This is a genomic window from Comamonas sp. C11, from assembly GCF_024496285.1.
Classification (GTDB): Bacteria; Pseudomonadota; Gammaproteobacteria; order Burkholderiales; family Burkholderiaceae_C; genus Comamonas; species Comamonas testosteroni_F.
The window spans coordinates 4,610,286-4,626,129 of record NZ_CP101743.1; the positions used below are offsets into that span (position 1 = coordinate 4,610,286).

15 protein-coding genes are annotated in these 15,844 nt (G+C 64.0%); 8 read left to right on the plus strand and 7 right to left on the minus strand.

Annotated features, from left to right (window positions below):
- Nucleotides 1–81 precede the first annotated feature (81 nt).
- Complete coding sequence (locus NOX35_RS21215; RefSeq protein WP_182284164.1) at nucleotides 82–561, minus strand: VOC family protein; 480 nt, start codon at nucleotides 559–561, stop codon at nucleotides 82–84.
- A gap of 473 nt (nucleotides 562–1,034) precedes the next feature.
- On the opposite strand from NOX35_RS21215, the gene NOX35_RS21220 reads away from it, so the two are divergent.
- The 4 genes from NOX35_RS21220 (at nucleotide 1,035) to NOX35_RS21235 (ending at nucleotide 6,501) form a co-directional block, all read left to right on the plus strand.
- Complete coding sequence (locus tag NOX35_RS21220) at nucleotides 1,035–1,643, plus strand: (2Fe-2S)-binding protein (RefSeq protein WP_003072903.1); 609 nt, start codon at nucleotides 1,035–1,037, stop codon at nucleotides 1,641–1,643.
- A 2-nt stretch (nucleotides 1,644–1,645) separates the two neighbouring features.
- Nucleotides 1,646–3,940, plus strand: a complete 2,295-nt coding sequence (locus NOX35_RS21225) for a xanthine dehydrogenase family protein molybdopterin-binding subunit (protein WP_256494635.1) — start codon at nucleotides 1,646–1,648, stop codon at nucleotides 3,938–3,940.
- 23 nt (nucleotides 3,941–3,963) lie between these two features.
- Nucleotides 3,964–5,259 (plus strand): cytochrome c, encoded by a 1,296-nt coding sequence (locus tag NOX35_RS21230; RefSeq protein ID WP_256494636.1) that lies wholly within the window; start codon nucleotides 3,964–3,966, stop codon nucleotides 5,257–5,259.
- Between the two features lie 168 nt (nucleotides 5,260–5,427).
- Nucleotides 5,428–6,501 carry an XdhC family protein gene (locus NOX35_RS21235; RefSeq protein WP_182284172.1) on the plus strand — a complete coding sequence of 358 codons (1,074 nt, stop codon included), beginning with the start codon at nucleotides 5,428–5,430 and terminating at the stop codon, nucleotides 6,499–6,501.
- An 11-nt stretch (nucleotides 6,502–6,512) separates the two neighbouring features.
- Here the strand turns inward: NOX35_RS21235 and NOX35_RS21240 are convergent, their stop codons facing one another.
- Nucleotides 6,513–7,241 (minus strand): aspartate/glutamate racemase family protein, encoded by a 729-nt coding sequence (locus tag NOX35_RS21240; RefSeq protein WP_256494638.1) that lies wholly within the window; start codon nucleotides 7,239–7,241, stop codon nucleotides 6,513–6,515.
- A gap of 57 nt (nucleotides 7,242–7,298) precedes the next feature.
- Here NOX35_RS21240 and NOX35_RS21245 point away from each other — a divergent pair, with 57 nt between their 5' ends.
- Both NOX35_RS21245 and NOX35_RS21250 read left to right on the plus strand, forming a co-directional pair.
- A complete protein-coding gene (locus NOX35_RS21245) occupies nucleotides 7,299–8,099 on the plus strand; it encodes a helix-turn-helix domain-containing protein (protein WP_182287283.1) in 801 nt (266 codons plus the stop codon).
- A gap of 118 nt (nucleotides 8,100–8,217) precedes the next feature.
- Nucleotides 8,218–9,243, plus strand: coding sequence for a DNA/RNA non-specific endonuclease (locus tag NOX35_RS21250; protein ID WP_256494640.1), 1,026 nt, complete (start codon nucleotides 8,218–8,220; stop codon nucleotides 9,241–9,243).
- A gap of 123 nt (nucleotides 9,244–9,366) precedes the next feature.
- Here NOX35_RS21250 and NOX35_RS21255 read toward each other — a convergent pair whose 3' ends face one another.
- The 5 genes from NOX35_RS21255 to NOX35_RS21275 all read right to left on the minus strand — a co-directional run bounded on the left by NOX35_RS21255 (nucleotide 9,367) and on the right by NOX35_RS21275 (nucleotide 14,023).
- Nucleotides 9,367–9,552, minus strand: a complete 186-nt coding sequence (locus NOX35_RS21255) for a hypothetical protein (RefSeq protein WP_256494641.1) — start codon at nucleotides 9,550–9,552, stop codon at nucleotides 9,367–9,369.
- A gap of 66 nt (nucleotides 9,553–9,618) precedes the next feature.
- The gene (locus NOX35_RS21260) at nucleotides 9,619–9,975 is read right to left on the minus strand and encodes a DsrE/DsrF/TusD sulfur relay family protein (RefSeq protein WP_256494642.1); all 357 of its coding nucleotides are present in this window, start codon (nucleotides 9,973–9,975) and stop codon (nucleotides 9,619–9,621) included.
- Nucleotides 9,976–10,124: 149 nt separating this feature from the next.
- Complete coding sequence (gene yedF, locus NOX35_RS21265) at nucleotides 10,125–10,364, minus strand: sulfurtransferase-like selenium metabolism protein YedF (RefSeq protein ID WP_182284179.1); 240 nt, start codon at nucleotides 10,362–10,364, stop codon at nucleotides 10,125–10,127.
- 17 nt (nucleotides 10,365–10,381) lie between these two features.
- Nucleotides 10,382–11,623, minus strand: a complete 1,242-nt coding sequence (yedE, locus tag NOX35_RS21270; protein ID WP_256494643.1) for a selenium metabolism membrane protein YedE/FdhT — start codon at nucleotides 11,621–11,623, stop codon at nucleotides 10,382–10,384.
- Nucleotides 11,624–11,812: 189 nt separating this feature from the next.
- Nucleotides 11,813–14,023 (minus strand): hypothetical protein, encoded by a 2,211-nt coding sequence (locus NOX35_RS21275; protein ID WP_256494644.1) that lies wholly within the window; start codon nucleotides 14,021–14,023, stop codon nucleotides 11,813–11,815.
- Between the two features lie 267 nt (nucleotides 14,024–14,290).
- On the opposite strand from NOX35_RS21275, the gene NOX35_RS21280 reads away from it, so the two are divergent.
- Nucleotides 14,291–15,025 (plus strand): GntR family transcriptional regulator, encoded by a 735-nt coding sequence (locus NOX35_RS21280; protein WP_182284185.1) that lies wholly within the window; start codon nucleotides 14,291–14,293, stop codon nucleotides 15,023–15,025.
- The gene (locus NOX35_RS21285) at nucleotides 15,022–15,843 is read left to right on the plus strand and encodes a 3-hydroxybutyrate dehydrogenase (RefSeq protein WP_256494646.1); all 822 of its coding nucleotides are present in this window, start codon (nucleotides 15,022–15,024) and stop codon (nucleotides 15,841–15,843) included. The genes NOX35_RS21280 and NOX35_RS21285 overlap by 4 nt, the downstream gene beginning before the upstream one ends.
- Nucleotide 15,844: the final 1 nt, after the last annotated feature.

A 15,844-nucleotide genomic window follows, 5' to 3' on the forward strand; every position in this document is an offset into this window, starting at 1 on the left:
AGCGCACGCGGGCGCCCCGATGCCTGCTTGCACCGGACCGGCCCGTCGGCCTGCCGCCGCCTTGCTATCGCAGCGGGCCGCCTAGCCGCGCCAGGCAGCCTCGATGGCGGCGATATCGATCTTCCTCATCTCCATCATGGCTTCAAAAGCCCGCTTGGCGGCGGCGCGGTCCGGATCGGCAATGGCCGTGGTCAGCACGCGCGGCGTGATCTGCCAGGACAGCCCCCAGCGGTCCTTGCACCAGCCGCACTGGCTTTCCTGGCCGCCATTGCCGACGATGGCGTTCCACAGGCGATCCGTTTCCTCCTGACTGTCCGTCGCGACCTGAAACGAAAACGCCTCGCTGTGCTTGAAGACAGGGCCGCCATTCAGGCCCAGGCAGGGAATGCCCATGAGCGTGAATTCGACCGTCAGAACATCGCCCTGCTTGCCGGACGGGTAGTCGCCCGGCGCATGGTGAACCGCGCCCACGGCGCTGTCGGGAAAAGTCCGGGCGTAGAACCTGGCGGCTTCCAGTGCCTCGCTTTCGTACCAGAGACAAATCGTGTTTTTGCTGACCATCTTGGCTCTCCTGAACAGGGACTGATGAATGTCTGCAAACCCGCAGACCGCGAACCCCTCTCTATCGAGGCACCGGTGCGCCGATGCGTCGATGCACTGGCGGCATTCGGTGTCCGTGCATTGAAGCCCCATTTCTGCGCCGCTTCAATCCCCAAGTCGGCAGGCGCGTCCCATCTCCACGCAAACAGCATGGCTTCCCGGCTCTGGGCATGGCCCCGGATCGGATCAGTCCATAGCGGCGCAGCCGGCTTCCGGGGCGGGCCTTCATCCGGGGCAGGCCTTCTCCCGGGACGGGCCTGTCCCTGCCGCCGTATCTCGGGCCAGCAAGTCGCCGCCCGGCGCAGGCCGAGCCTGCCTCGGCTAGCGCACACCAGAGCAACAGCGTCTGCTTTATATCAAGTGAACTTCTTTTATTTTTGTCTAGTCATATAATTGACTACACATATATAAGACTGACTCTTGAAACCTACGTCATGAAATTCACTCTGAACGGCCAGGAAGTGGACGCGCAAAGCGCCACTGCCGACACACCTCTTTTGTATGTGCTGCGCAATGACATGCAGCTCAACGGCCCCAAGTTCGGCTGCGGCCTGGGCGAATGCGGTGCCTGCGCCGTGCTGATCGACGGCAAGGTGGCGCGCTCCTGCTCCGTGCCCCTGAAGGCGGTCGACGGCAAGAAGGTCACCACGCTGGAAGGCCTGTCGCCTGACGCCAGCAAGGCCGCCAACGCGCAGGCCCTGCAGGACCGCGCCGTGCTGGATGTCAGCGCCGCCGAGACAAAGGCGCCTGCCACCGCACGCACCTACACCCTGCATGTGGTGCAGCAAGCCTTTGTCGATGCACAGGCTGCGCAGTGCGGCTACTGCACCAACGGAATGATCATGGCGCTGGTCGCCCTGTTCAACCAGCAGCCCAAGGCCAGCGACGAAGAAATCAGGCACGCCCTGTCCGGCCATCTGTGCCGCTGCGGCACCCATGTGGAAATCATGCAGGCCGCCGCGCGCGCCCGCGAGCTGATTGCCAAGGGCCACAGCCCGGCCCTCCCCGCCGCCGGCGCATCCACTACCGCAAAGGCTGCCTGATCATGAAATTCTTCACCAAAGACAATCACGCTCAACTGACCCGTCGCCAGCTGCTCAAGGCCGGCGGCATGCTGATGGTCGGCTCCGTGGCAGGCGGCCATCTGCTGATGGCCCAGACCGCCCCCGAAGCGGCTGCCAAGGGCGCTTTCCCCATTCCCTCGGCCAAGCTGGTGGACAGCTTCATCGCGATTGGCGCCGACGGCTCCGTCACGGCCTACAACGGCCACGTGGACCTGGGCACGGGCGTGCGCACGGCTCTCGGCCAGTTGGTGGCCGACGAGCTGTATGTGGACTTTGCCGCCGTGACCATGGTGCTGGGACACACCGCCCGCACCCCGGACCTGGGCCCCACCATTGCCAGCAACACCATCCAGGTATCGTCCCTGCCCATGCGTCATGCCGCAGCGCAGGTGCGCCAGCTGCTGATCAAGCTGGCCAGCGAAAAATCCGGTGTTCCCGCCGAGCGCATCACCACCCACAAAGGCTTTGTCATCGCCGGCGGCAAGCGCTACGGCTATGGCGAGCTGGTTCAGGGCCAGGATCTGCAGATCGAGGTCGACGACAAGATCGAGCTGCGCAAGTCCGGCTTCGAGTACATCGGCAAATCGGTGCAGCGCGTGGACATCCCCAACAAGGTGCTGGGCGCGCTGACCTATATCCATGACCTGCGCGTGCCCGGCATGCTGCACGGCCGCGTGATCCGTCCTCCCTACACCGGCGCCGATGCCACGGCGCCCCTGGGCTCCAGCCTGGTGTCGGTGGACGAGAAGTCCATCGCCCATCTGCCCGGCATCGTCAAGGTCGTGGTCAAGGGCGACTTCGTGGGCGTGGTGGCCGAGCGTGAAGAGCAGGCCATCGCTGCCATGCGCCAGCTCAAGGTCACCTGGAAGGAATGGAGTGGCCTGCCCGATATGTCGCTGAGCGGCCTGCATCAGACCCTGGTGGACCACGCCAAGACAGACCGCGTGCTGCAGGAAGACGAAGGCGCGCTGCAGGCGATCGAGCAGGTCAAGACTGCACTGACCCGCGACTATGTCTGGCCCTATCACGCTCATGGCTCCATCGGCCCGTCCTGCGCGATTGCCGAAGTGGGCGACGGCCAGATCCAGGTCTGGACCGGCTCGCAAAACCCCCACGACGTGTGCAAGGACATTGCCAAGCTCATGGACGTGAATGCCGACAACATCAACGTCACCCGCCTCGAAGCCTCCGGCTGCTACGGCCGCAACTGCGCGGACGACGTCTGCTCGGATGCGGTGCTGATGTCTGCCGCCGTGGGCAAGCCCGTGCGCGTGCAGCTGATGCGCGAGCAGGAAGCCGGCTGGGAGCCCAAGGGCACGGGCCAGCTGATTCGCGTGCGCGGCGGCCTGGACGAGCAAAACAATGTGGCCGCCTATGAGCTGCGTACCTGCTACCCCTCGAACAACGCCTCGGCGCTGGCTCTGATCCTCACGGGCAAGGTATCCGCCAAGACCGAAGCCCAGCAAATGGGCGACCGCACTGCCATTCCGCAGTATGAGTATCCCAAGATGCGCGTGATCTCCCAGGACGCCGTGCCCATCGTGCGCGCCTCGTGGATGCGCGGCGTCTCCGCCCTGCCCAATGTGTTCGCCCATGAGTCCTGGATCGACGAATGCGCTTACCTGGCCAAGGCCGACCCCATCGAGTACCGCCTGCGCTATCTCAAGGACCCCCGTGCCGTGGCGCTGATTGCCGAGGCCAAGAAGCAGTGCAACTGGCAGGAAGGCCCGGCGCGCCGCAATGCGGCAGCTGACGATCAGCGCCTGGTCAAGGGTCGCGGCTTTGCCTATGCCCGCTACTTCCACAGCAAGTTCCCCGGCTACGGTGCGGCCTGGGCAACCTGGGTGGTCGACGTGACCGTGGACCGCGAAACCGGGGAAGTCAAGGTCGACAAGGTCTTTGTCGCCCAGGACACCGGCGCCATGGTCAACCCCGCAGGCGTGCGTCATCAGGTGCACGGCAACGTGGTGCAGTCCACCAGCCGCGTGCTCAAGGAGTTCGTCACCTTCGACAAGAGCGGCGTCACCTCCGTGGAATGGGGCGGCTACCCCATCCTGCGTTTTGACGAGCTGCCCGAGATCGACTCGCTGCTGGTCGAGCGTCCCAACGAGGCACCCATGGGCGCCGGCGAATCGGCCTCCGTGCCCAGCGCCGCCGCCGTGGCCAACGCCATCTTCGACGCCACCGGCGTGCGCCTGCTGGAAGTGCCGTTCACGCCCAGCCGCGTGCTGGCCGCGCTCAAGGCTGCCAAGAGCGGCGCCGCCTCGTCCAAGTGACTCCACCGATAAAGAACATAGATATGCGAACGTTCCAAAAGATTCTGGCGGGCGGTGCGGCTGTAGTGGTCGTGCTGGCTGCCGCCGGCCTGGCACTCACCCATCAGGGCGAGATTGCGCCCCAGTCAGCCATTCCTGCTGCCGACTTCACACCCCAGCAGATTGCCAAGGGCAAGCTGCTGGCCGCCATGGGCGACTGCGCTGTCTGCCACACTGCGCCCAACGGCAAGACCAATGCGGGCGGTCTGGCCATGCCCAGCCCCTTCGGCACCATCTACACCAGCAACATCACGCCCGATCTGCAGACCGGCATCGGCAGCTGGAGCTATGAAGCCTTCGAGCGCGCCATGCGCCACGGCGTGGACCGCGAAGGCCAGTACCTCTACCCCGCCTTCCCCTACACGGCCTTCAGCCGCGTGACGGATGAGGACATGAAGGCCTTGTACGCCTTTCTGATGAGCGAGCCCGCCGTGGAGAACCAGCCGCCCGAGACAGCGCTGAACTTCCCCTACAACGTGCGCCGCGGCATTGCGGCCTGGAACTGGCTCTACCTCAAGCCCGGCGTCGTCAAGGACGATGAAAAGCAGGCTCCCGAGTGGAATCGCGGTGCCTATCTGGTCGAAGGCCTGGGTCACTGCAGCGCCTGCCACACACCGCGCAACGGCCTGGCTGCTGAAAAAACGGGTGAGTTCCACCTGAGCGGCGGCAGCGCCGAAGGCTGGGATGCTCCCGCCCTGACGGACAAGACGGCCTCGCCCCTGCCCTGGACCAAGCAGGATCTGGTCGACTATATGAAGACCGGCTTCTCTGCCCGTCACAGCGTGGCAGCCGGCCCCATGGCTCCAGTGGCCCACGGCCTGTCGCAGCAAAGCGATGCCGATCTCGACGCCATTGCCAGCTATCTGATGAGCTACCGCAAGGCCGACGCCGCCCCTGGCGATGCCAAGGCACTGATAGCGGAAAAAACCGCCAAGCCCAAGCTGGCACTCGATGCTGAAGGCTACCGCCTGTACCAGGGCGCCTGCATGGCCTGCCACAAGGCAGACCCCTCGGGCAGCAGCTTCGGCGTGCGTCCCCAGCTGGCGCTGAGCACCAGCCTGCACTCCGCATCGCCCGACAACGCCATCATGGCCGTACTCGAAGGCGTGCAACATCCGGCGCATGCCGACCTGGGCACCATGCCGGCCTTCCGCCATGCGCTCAGCGATGCAGAGATCGCCACCCTGCTCAACACCATGCGTGTCCAGTACGGCGTGGACGAGTGGAAGGACCTGCCTGCCAAGGTAGGCCAGTTGCGCAAGCAGACCCAGGCGCATTGACAGCAGGCGCTGCCAAAGCGCTGCACAGCTCTGCACAAGCCGGCCTTCCCTGTCCTTCAGGCCTCGGAAGGCCTTTTTACGGGTGATCATTTACGGGTAGCGCCGCTACCCGGTGCCCGCCTGATGCTTCAAAATTGCAGCGAGCGAGAGAAACAGAGAAAGCAAGCAATGGACAATATCGACGTCTTGGTACTCAAGGCATTGCGCGACTGGCGTTCGGCCGGTCAGCACGCCTTGCTGGCCACCGTGGTACGCACCTGGGGCTCGTCCCCGCGCCCAGTGGGCTCCATGATGGCCTTGCGCGAGGACGGTCGCGCCATTGGCTCGGTATCCGGCGGCTGCATCGAGGACGATTTGATAGCCCGCCACACCAAGGCCCTGAACCAGAGCCTGGGCATTCCCGACGGCCCGCCGCAGCTGGTGCGCTATGGCGTGAGTGCCGACGAAGCCCACCGCTTCGGTCTGCCCTGTGGCGGCACGCTGGAGCTGCTGCTGGAATTCAACCCCGATGCGGCCAGCCTGCAGCAACTGGTGGCCGATCTGGAAGCCGGATCACTGGTGAAACGCAGCGTCGACTGCAGCAGCGGCGAAGTCCGCCTGCAGACGGCCGAGCACCCCGACGCGCTGGAGTTTGACGGCCAGCAACTCGTCAACCACCTCGGCCCCGGCTACCGCATGCTGCTGATCGGCGCTGGGGCCCTGGCCGAATACCTGGCCACCATGGCCTTGTTCAACGGCTTCACGGTCACCGTCTGCGACCCGCGCGAGGAATACATGGGCAGCTGGTCGGTGGCGCAGGTCAGCACCGTCACCGACATGCCCGACGATGCGGTCATGGCCTTCAAGCCCGATGCGCGCAGCTGCATCGTCGCCCTCACCCACGACCCCAAGCTCGACGACCTGGCCCTGCTCGAGGCCCTGCACAGCCCGGCCTTCTATGTGGGCGCCATCGGCTCGCGCCGCAACAACCACGCAAGGCGCGAGCGCATGATGGAGCATTTTGGCGAGACCGAAGCCTCGCTGGCCAGGCTGCGCGGCCCCATCGGCCTCTATATCGGCAGCAAGACTCCGGCAGAGATCGCTGTGAGCGTGATGGCCGAGATTCTGGCCGTGAAGAACGCCGTGCCGCTGCCCCAGGCCATGTCGGTGGAAGTGGCCAAGCACGAGCATGACATTGCCATGAACGAGGCCGGCACGCATTGCGCCATTCCGCAAATCCTCCAGCCGGGCTCTGCGCACTGATATCCGGCAGTTCAGGCCCGCAGCGCAAAGTCCACGGCCGCTGCAGCATGCAAGGCCGTGGTGTCCAGCACCGGCAGCACGCTGTCTTCGCTCTTGATGAGCAAGCCGATCTCCGTGCATCCCAGCACCACGGCCTGCGCCCCACGGGCCGCCAATGACTCGATGGCACGCTGATAGAGCTTGCGCGACACATCGCTGATCTGGCCCGCGCAAAGCTCCTCATAGATGATGCGGTGCACCTGCGCGCGCTCGGCCTCGCCCGGCACCAGCACCTTCAGGCCGAACTGCTGCTCCAGCCTCTCGCGCATGAACGGCTGCTCCATGGTGAAGCGCGTACCCAGCAGCCCCAGCACCTGCACACCGGCTGCGCGCGCAGCCGCCCCGACCGGGTCGGCTATGTGCAAAAACGGAATCGACACGGCTGCCGCCACCTGATCCGCCACCTTGTGCATGGTGTTGGTGCAGAGCAGCACGCAGTCGGCGCCTCCGGCTTGCAGGCGACGGGCGGCATCGGCCAGCAGCGCCGCCGCGTCATCCCAGCGGCCTTCATGCTGGGCCTGTTCGACAGGGCCGAAGTCCACGCTGTACATCAGCAGCCTGGCCGAGCGCAACGCGCCCAGACGGTCCCGGACACCCTGGTTGATCAGGCGGTAGTACTCGGCGCTGGACTCCCAGCTCATGCCGCCGATCAGGCCTATGACCCCATGCGGCCCGGCGCTTGTTTGCAGGTTTTGATTCATGAGCAGCAGTGTGACGCCGGCTGCCCGCCATCGTCTATCATGAAATTTCAGCCCGCCATGAAGACCCACCTGATTCAGCCTTCGGCAACCGATATGCCAGCCGCGCAGATCCATTTGCTCGGCCGCGCCGCCTACAGCAGCCGCGACCCGGTGCGCATGCATGCGCTGGGCATTGCGCTGCAAAGACAGCAAGGCGTGCACGCGATTGCCTCCGACAGGCGCGTGGACTTCGACACCTGGCCCGGCACCCTGAGCTATACGCCGCCGGGGGTGGAAGTATTTTCCGAATCGGCCACCGGCGGTGAATATCTGGTGCTGCGCTATGCAGCCCATGAGGCCGACGCGCCCGGGCCGTCGCAGCGCATCTCGCGACATGGCCAGCGTGCGGCCTTGCAGATGGCACAGCATCTGCGCCTGCTGCTGCTCAATCCTCGGCCTGACGCCCTGGCCATCGAGCAGGCTGCGCTGCAGTTCATGGCCTGCCGGGATGGCAGCGACTGCGAGGCAGACGCCCGCCCCGGTGCCAGCTATGCGCGCGTGCTGGACCGCATTGCCGCCGAGTTCGAGCGGCAGCTGAGCATTGCCGATCTGTCCGCCATGGTGGACACCAGCCCCTTGCGCTTTCTGCGTGAGTTCACACGGCTCACGGGCATGACGCCACATGCCTGGATCACGGAGACCCGGCTGCAGGCTGCCCGCGCCATGATTCGAGGCGCCGATCTGCCCCTCACGCAGATCGCGCTGGAATGCGGCTTCAACCACCAGTCGCATATGGGCCATGTGTTTCGCAAACACCTGGGGCTGACGCCTGGCCAGTACCGGCAACAGCAGGGCCGGAAACAAACACTCGATCCTTGAATCACCTGCCTGCACGCAGGCAATTCACATACGGTTTCATTGCCGGACACACAAAGTGCGGCCGGCGGCCCGCATCACGCCTCAAGCAGCATTCAGGCAGCGTACCATTGCCGCCTCAATGACGACCGCCAAGAAAAAGAAAACGCCTGCGCGCAAGCGCGGCACCGCTTCCAAGACTGCTCGCTACAGCCTCTCCCGCATCAGGCGCTTTGCCCTGTCTGCGGGAGCCGCGGCACTGGCCAGCTTCCAGATTGCCAGCTGCAGCTTCAATCCCAGTGTTTCTGCCGAAAGACTGCTGGGCCAGGCGCTGGCCGCCCTGCATATCCCCGCACTCGATGCACTCGGCCAGACCCTGCAGGCCTTTCGCAAGAACGGCTGGCCGGATCTGGATGGCCTGCATTCCGGCTCCGGCGCCCACACGCCCAGCGTGGGCGGCAAGGTGGACAAGGCCGATGTCACGGCCACGGCCCTGCCCACGCACTTTGCCCGCTGCCCGCAGTTCTTTCCCGGCGGCAAGGCTCCGGCCCTGCAGTTGCAACCCCGTGAGCGCGAGCTGTGTTTTTCGGGTTTTGCCGTGCTGCACAACGGCAGTACCAAGACCCCGGTGTTCGTCGCCGAGCGCCTGAATCGTCAGGTGCTGCAGCAGGCCCAGGGCTTGCAGCGCAGCGACAGGTTCTATGCCGACGCCCGCCTGCCGCGCGCCGAGCGCTCCGAGCTCGACGACTACAAGCGCTCCGGCTTCTCGCGCGGCCATATGGCCCCGGCGGCCGACATGAGCACGCCCGAGGCCATGGCCCAGAGCTTCAGCCTCGCGAACATGGTGCCGCAGAACCAGGTGCATAACGCTGGCGCCTGGAGCCAGGTGGAACAGGCCACGCGCAAGTATGCGCTGCGCGCCCGGGGCGATGTCTTTGTCTTCACCGGCCCGGTGTTCAGCAAAAACGCCTCCACCATCGGTGAGAGCAAGGTGGCGGTGCCCGATCACCTCTTCAAGCTGGTCTATGACGCCAGCACCGGCAAGAGCTGGGTGTACTGGCAGGCCAATAGTGCCGACACCCGCATGGGCCCGCCCATCAGCTACGAGGAGTTCACGCGCCGCACCGGCATGCCGCTGCTATCGGCAGTGCATCTGCCGCAAGCATAAAAAATGAGCTGACTACGCAATTCATTCAATGGTTTCAATGACATTCAAACTTGAAATCATTGAATGACGAGCGCAGAAAGCTCACTTTTCAATAGCTACACAGCTCCGCAAAGACTGCGGGACTCAAGCCGGCTCGCCCGCCAGCCGTCGCACCACCCCGGATAGCCGCTGGGCCTTCTGGCGGGTGCGCTCATTGGCCATGCCCGTGAAGCCACGCTTGCTGGCCGTGTGGTGCAGCGTATGGCCGACCTGCCGGCGGTACAGCGCACGCGCCCGGTCGCGCATGGTGCAGGCACGCTGCAGCTGCAAGCGGTGCTGGGCCGGGCTCAGCCTGACCAGGGAGGCATCGGACCGGGAAAGGTCGTAGAACTCACACTAGAAAGTGATGACCTTGTCGGCCGCCAGCGTCCAGTCGGCCAGTTCAGGCAGAGTTCCTATTTCCAAGCCTGCAATCAGTGTCAGATCGGCCAGGCCTCGCGCCAGTGCACAGGTACGGCACAGCCTGACGCTCACGCCCTCGGCAACCAGATGCTCGACCATGGCCTGCAGACCGCTGCCAGCGCCATCGTGCTGATTGGGCAGGCCGACCACGGTGGCGTCGGACATCAAAAAGACTTTTACCTCAGGCCTGGCATCATGGCCGCGCAAGGCTGTCGCCACGCGCAGCGCCGACAGGCAGCGCTCGCTGCCATAGGGCGCGGCGTGAACGATGATGACGATTTTTTGTGTCATGGCGAAATCTCAAACAATGATGCAGGGCACAGCGCCTAAAACCGGCACAACCCGACAAGGGGACAGCAAGCCAGCGCCGCCGCGCAGCGAGGCTGTCGTCCCCCTCCGCGAAGCAGAGAGGGGGAAGGCGCTCAGCGCCTCAGGGGGTGTTACTTCCTGATCAGGTATCGAATCGTCGGCCCGTCCTGCTGAATCTCCAGCACCTCATAGCCGTGGTTCCTGGCATCCAGCGGAATATTGTTGATGGACTGCGGGCAGTCCGAGACCACTTCCAGAATCTGGCCCGGCTGCAGGCTGGGCATGGCTTCCAGCGTGGCGACGGCGGGGTATGGGCAGGGCTCGCCCAGCATGTCGAGGCGGAAATCGGGAAGGTATTTGGAGTCACTCATGATGGATTCCTTGAGATTCAGGCAATGCGGGCCGCAGCAGCGGCCAGACGGGATTTTTTGGCAAAGAAACGCTTTTCCCACCACAGCACCAGAGCCAGCGAGATACCCAGCATCACATAGGTCAGCAACAGGCCGCCCTGCGGGCCCAGCGCCTTGAGCAGATTGACCTTGTCGTAACTGGTGGCCAGCACGGGCGAGATGTCGTCCCAGACCAGCGCAAGCAAGGTCGATCCGATCACATTGCCCAGACCCACCCACCAGTAATGCACCTGGCCTTCGACGGCACGGTACATCCAGCCGGTTTCACAGCCGCCGGCCAGCACAATGCCGAAGCCGAACAGCAGGCCGCCGATGACGGCATTGGGGCCGGCCCAGAAAATCTTGGGGTCCATGCCCAGCTGCACATAGCTGTAGATGCCGATGGTGCCCACGGCCATGCCCGCGATGATGGCCTTGGCCATCTGAGTGCGGCCCGTGATCCACAGATCGCGAAAGGCCGATGTAAAGCAAACCTGGGCGCGCTCGATGATCAGGCCGAAGGCCAGACCGAACAGAATCGCCATGCCCAGCCTGGGCGCTTCAGCAGCCTTGCAGATGCCCCAGACCACACAGGCCAGGAACAGCGCCACGCCGATGCGAAAGCGCCGCCTGGCCTGGGCCTCGCTTTGCTCCAGGGGCTTGGGTGCCGTCACTTTCTGCAGCTTGACGGGAATCCGGAACATCGGCAGCAGACTGACCTTGGCACCGGCCAGCGAGCCGATGGCCGTGGCAATGGCGAAGAACCAGGCATGCAGCGAAAACTGCGGAATGCCGGTAAAGAACGCAGCCAGATTGCAGCCCATGGCCAGACGCGCGCCAAAGCCCGCGATGATGCCGCCCACAATGGCCTGAAACACGCGAATACGGTGATTGGGCAGGCGCAGCTTGATGTTGTTGGCCCAGAGCGCAGACGAGAAGCAGCCGACAAACATGCCGATGATCATCAGCCCGTCCACGCGTGTGAGCGGCGTGCCTTGCAGACCAATGACCTTGAAATAGCCCCAATCGGAGAGATCGACACCGAGGAACTGCAGGATATGCCCGCCCCAGCGGGTGAATTCACCGGTCACGGCCCAGAAGGTGCCGGTAATGCCGAAGTAATATGCAGAAAGGACGCCGGCCGCAATCACTGCGGGCACGGGCGACCAGAAACGCACCAGATATTGGTGCTTGAAATCTTGCCAGCTCATTGCCTTGCTTCCTGCCACGCGAAACCGCATGGACGTTTTTCCAGTCGCACCAGCAAAAAAGACGCAAAAACCATTGGCTTTTGCGTCTTCAGCAAGCTGGTGGATGGCTACAAAAGTGGCCCGCTCAGGGGCTAAAAATCAGGGTTAACCCTTGATTCAAACATGGCTGGCGATTATCCATCTGCACTCTGGCACATGCACAAGGCAGCTGTGCTTACCTTACCTTGCTGCTGCGCCACCTGCAGGTGCAGCTGGCTCCACGGCCGCGGCTGCGCTAGCAACTGCAGAGCCGTGCTGCCAGCTGACGGGCAGCAAGGCGTCCAGCCAGTGCATGCGCCAGGCCAGCAACGCGGCGGCTGCCACCAGAGCCAGCACACACAGGCTGTTGCGCAGGCCGTGACTGTCCGCATAAGGGTCGGCAATATTGCGCTTGGCGTTGACCGGTACCTTGGCCGTCTGCGACAGGCTGCGACCCAGGCCCAGGTTGATGTTCATGCGGCCATTGATGGCCCAGCCGCTGGCATCCAGAATCGGCCCCAGGCTGCGCTGACGCAGCTTGAGCCAGGCAATCAGCATGCTGGGACCGGAGATGGCCAGGATAAGGCCCAGTATGGCCACCGGAATCCACGGCCCCAGTTCGATGAACTTGCCGAAGATGCCAACGATCACGGCACTCAGCGAGCCCAGTGCCACGCCGATGGCGGCCACCGTACCCACATCGGTCTTGCGCGCGGCGGCAGGTGCCTGGGCCAGGTCCTTGGGTGCCGTCACCAGCTTGGTCGCGTTGTCGCTGAGGCTGGTATTGACCACATCGTTCTTGGCTGCGGCATGCTTGGCGACCTGCTCCTCGATCAGGCGCAGGAACTTCTTGTAGGGCGAGAAGAAGGCCTGGCCGATGCTGGTCGGGTTGTCGATGAGCTTGACGATGGTGGCGTCCCAGTCATTGCCCGCACGGTCGTAGAACACGCCGTTGCGTCCCACGAACAGAAAGTCCACATCTCCTGCCGTGAAGGCCGCGACGATCGTCTTTTTCTGCCCTTCGCGCTTGCATTCGCAGTAGGCCAGATAGGTTTTGGCCATGGCGGCCAGCGTGGAGTGGGCTGCAGCATCGGCAACCTCCACGGTCAGATCGCAGCTGCGGCCGTCCAGGAACAAGGTTCCGGCCTGAAAGGCCGCGCCTTCGCGGCGATAGAAGCGGGAGAAGGAGACAAAGTTGTTAAGCAGCTCCAGCAGATCGCGCTGCAGGCGGATCAGCTTTTCCAGGGCCATGGCCTGCACGGCATGCTCTTTTTCGGCATCGTCATGGTCCAGCAACTGCATCACTGCGTCTTTCAACCCGCTGGACAGCAACTGCTGAATTTCAACCTCGCTCACTGCGCCCAGCGGCGTGGCCGGGCACTCTGACAACCATTGCTGGCATTGCGCCAGCATGGTCTTGAGCTGATCCCACTGCACCTCGGTCAGCGCCGCCAGCGCTTCGCCGAACACCGGTTGCACGGCCTGCTCGCGCAAGGTCTGCAAGGCAGCAGCCCAGGCGGGGTTGACGCCATTCACCAGCGGCAGGCTGCGCTCGCCGGTCACTGCGGCCAGCGGCAGCGCGGCCAGAGACTCCGATGCATTGCTGAGCACTTGCGTCCCCAGAGCGGCATAGCCTTCTTCCGTGGGGTTGAGCGGTGCCCGTGCATTGGCATCGAACTCCACCAGTCGCGTGCGGGCAAAAAAGTCATCGACTTTGGCCTGCACCGCGTTCACGGCCTCGGCCGCCGCCAGCGCCTGCGCGCGCGGCTGCAGATTGCAACCCAGCTCTGCCGCCCGGGCAAACCAGTTCTGCAGACTTTGCACGTCTTCCCAGAAGGCCTCGGCCTTGCTGCGATCGATGCCGGGCACGCCATCGCTGCCGTCCACCGCACCGTAAAGCTCCTGAATGCGCGCAATCAGACCGGCCAGGGCCTCATCGCCTTCCGCCGTGGCTGCACTAACGACGCCGTCGCCATTGAAGCGCAGGGCCTGCAGCGAGGCCATGCGCTCCTGCACCTGGGCCAGCGTGATGGCTGGGGCATCGGGCAGGCCCGCAAGCTCCAGCACGCGCCTGGCTTCTGCCAGCAACAGCGCACCTTCTTCCGTCGCATCGTTGATGCTGTTCAGCTGCAGCACATCGCCGCCATCGGCCAGAACCTGCGGGTCACGCACTCTTGCCACGGCCCATTCACAGGCGGCCACCAGCTCCGGAGGACGAATACGGCCGTCCTTGCTTTCGTCAATCAAATCCAGCGTTGCGCTGTCGAACTCGATACCTCTGGTGGGACAGGCCAGAGCCACCCACAGCTTCTGATCCAGCTCACCAATATGGGCAATGTCCTGGCCCGTGCGAATCACCACCTGGTCCACCTCGCCGGCGCGGAAAAACTGCCACTCGTACTGCTTGTGCATGAAACTACCAACTCCCAGGCAAGGATTGCCCTTGTCAAAGCGCATGGCAACCAATGGTTGCCTGCACTATCCGCTATCAAAAGCGAGGAGTTTAAAAGTCATTTGCACCGTCTGAATGGTGACATTTGTGAACTCTTGCGCTCCTTGGGGCCGGTTTGCACTCCCTCCCTCTGCCTTGTTGCGCCATCTTGATGGGCTGCTTGTTTTCTTTAATAAAGTACTTTTTTAGATACTTTATTTGCTACACTGCCCCGCAAAACCGCGCCTATGACTGCTACGTCCACCGCCTCCCAATCTCGCGACAAGCTGCACCTGCAGCTGGCCCGGCTGTTTCGCAACAAGATCGCGACGGGAGAGTGGCCCATCGGACAAAGCATTCCCACGGTCGAAGAGCTCGAGGCTCTGCACAGCGTCTCGCGCACCACGGTGCGCATGGCCGTACATGGGCTGATCGATGAAGGCCTGCTGGAGACCCGCAAGCGCGGCGGCACCAAGGTCGTGAGCCAGCCCTACAAGCCCCCATCCTTTTTGCTGCCCACGACCTGGCAGGAACTGGTGGCCTTTGGCGAACAGATTCAGCAGACCACGCTGCAGCAAGCAAATGACTGTGTGCCGCCCATTCCGGCCGGCTTTCCTTCCCCTGGCGAGCTGGCCCCTGCCTATACCTATTTTTTGCGCGTGCACAAGCACGGCGATGCACGCTTTTGCCTGTCCGAGCTGTACCTGGAACAAAACCTCTACCCCAGGCTGCAGGAACAGCTGGAGCGCACCACGCTGGCTCAGGCGCTGGGAAATGATCCTGCGCAGATCGCCACGGCCCGCCAGTACCTGAGCGTAGCCCCGGCCGACGAGCTGATTGCCGAGCATCTGGGCGTGCCGCTGGGCACGCCGCTGATGCAGGCGCTGCGCTGGGCCTGCAATCCACAAGGCTTGATCGTCTACTGGGCCAAGGTACGCTTCATCAGCGAATATGTGCATATCGAAATGGACCTGCTCAAATGACCACCGCCCTGCCCCAAGTCCGGCAGCGCTCCAGGCCCCATAGCGGCCGTGTGGCCTGGATCACCGGCTCCACCAGCGGCATAGGCTGGGCCATTGCCAGACAGCTGGCCAGCGAAGGCGCCGCCATTGCCCTGCATGGCAGAGCCCAGGCGTCTGCCAGCACCGGTGCACAGCTGGCCGAGCTGCAGGCACTGGGTGTGGCAGCCCGCTATTACGCGCTCGACCTGACTGACGGCGAAGCCATTGCCCCCCTGGCCCGGCGTATTGCCGCCGAGCTGGGCGCGGTGGACATTCTGGTCAACAACGCGGGCATGCAGCATGTGGAATCCGTGCTCAGCTTTCCGCCAGACCTATGGAACACCATGCTGGCCCTCAACCTGAGCGCATCGTTTCACACCATACAGGCCTGCACGCCGGCCATGCTGGAGCGCGGCTGGGGGCGCATCATCAATATGGCATCCGTCAGCGGCCTGGTCGGCGTGGCCCACAAGCCCGCTTATGTGGCCAGCAAGCACGGCCTGCTGGGCCTGACCAAATCCGTGGCGCTGGAGCTGGCCACCACGCCCGTGACCTGCAACGCCATCTGCCCCGGCTGGGTGCTCACGCCGCTGGTTCAGGCCCAGATCCAGGCCCTGGCGCTGCGCGAAAACCTGGACGAGCCCACAGCCCGGACCAAGTTGCTGGGAGCCAAGCAACCCTCGCAGGCTTTTGTAACGGTGGAACAGGTTGCGGCGCTGGTCAGCTTTCTGGCCAGCGACAACGCCGCCCAGGTGCGTGGCGCACAGTGGAATATGGATGGAGGCTTTACCGCGGCATGAA

Coding starts and splice junctions, on each gene's coding strand:
- NOX35_RS21215 (WP_182284164.1), bottom strand. CDS start 561: ATGGTCAGCAAAAACACGATTTGTCTCTGGTACGAAAGCGAGGCACTG.
- NOX35_RS21220 (WP_003072903.1), top strand. CDS start 1,035: ATGAAATTCACTCTGAACGGCCAGGAAGTGGACGCGCAAAGCGCCACT.
- NOX35_RS21225 (WP_256494635.1), top strand. CDS start 1,646: ATGAAATTCTTCACCAAAGACAATCACGCTCAACTGACCCGTCGCCAG.
- NOX35_RS21230 (WP_256494636.1), top strand. CDS start 3,964: ATGCGAACGTTCCAAAAGATTCTGGCGGGCGGTGCGGCTGTAGTGGTC.
- NOX35_RS21235 (WP_182284172.1), top strand. CDS start 5,428: ATGGACAATATCGACGTCTTGGTACTCAAGGCATTGCGCGACTGGCGT.
- NOX35_RS21240 (WP_256494638.1), bottom strand. CDS start 7,241: ATGAATCAAAACCTGCAAACAAGCGCCGGGCCGCATGGGGTCATAGGC.
- NOX35_RS21245 (WP_182287283.1), top strand. CDS start 7,299: ATGAAGACCCACCTGATTCAGCCTTCGGCAACCGATATGCCAGCCGCG.
- NOX35_RS21250 (WP_256494640.1), top strand. CDS start 8,218: ATGACGACCGCCAAGAAAAAGAAAACGCCTGCGCGCAAGCGCGGCACC.
- NOX35_RS21260 (WP_256494642.1), bottom strand. CDS start 9,975: ATGACACAAAAAATCGTCATCATCGTTCACGCCGCGCCCTATGGCAGC.
- yedF (WP_182284179.1), bottom strand. CDS start 10,364: ATGAGTGACTCCAAATACCTTCCCGATTTCCGCCTCGACATGCTGGGC.
- yedE (WP_256494643.1), bottom strand. CDS start 11,623: ATGCGGTTTCGCGTGGCAGGAAGCAAGGCAATGAGCTGGCAAGATTTC.
- NOX35_RS21275 (WP_256494644.1), bottom strand. CDS start 14,023: ATGCACAAGCAGTACGAGTGGCAGTTTTTCCGCGCCGGCGAGGTGGAC.
- NOX35_RS21280 (WP_182284185.1), top strand. CDS start 14,291: ATGACTGCTACGTCCACCGCCTCCCAATCTCGCGACAAGCTGCACCTG.
- NOX35_RS21285 (WP_256494646.1), top strand. CDS start 15,022: ATGACCACCGCCCTGCCCCAAGTCCGGCAGCGCTCCAGGCCCCATAGC.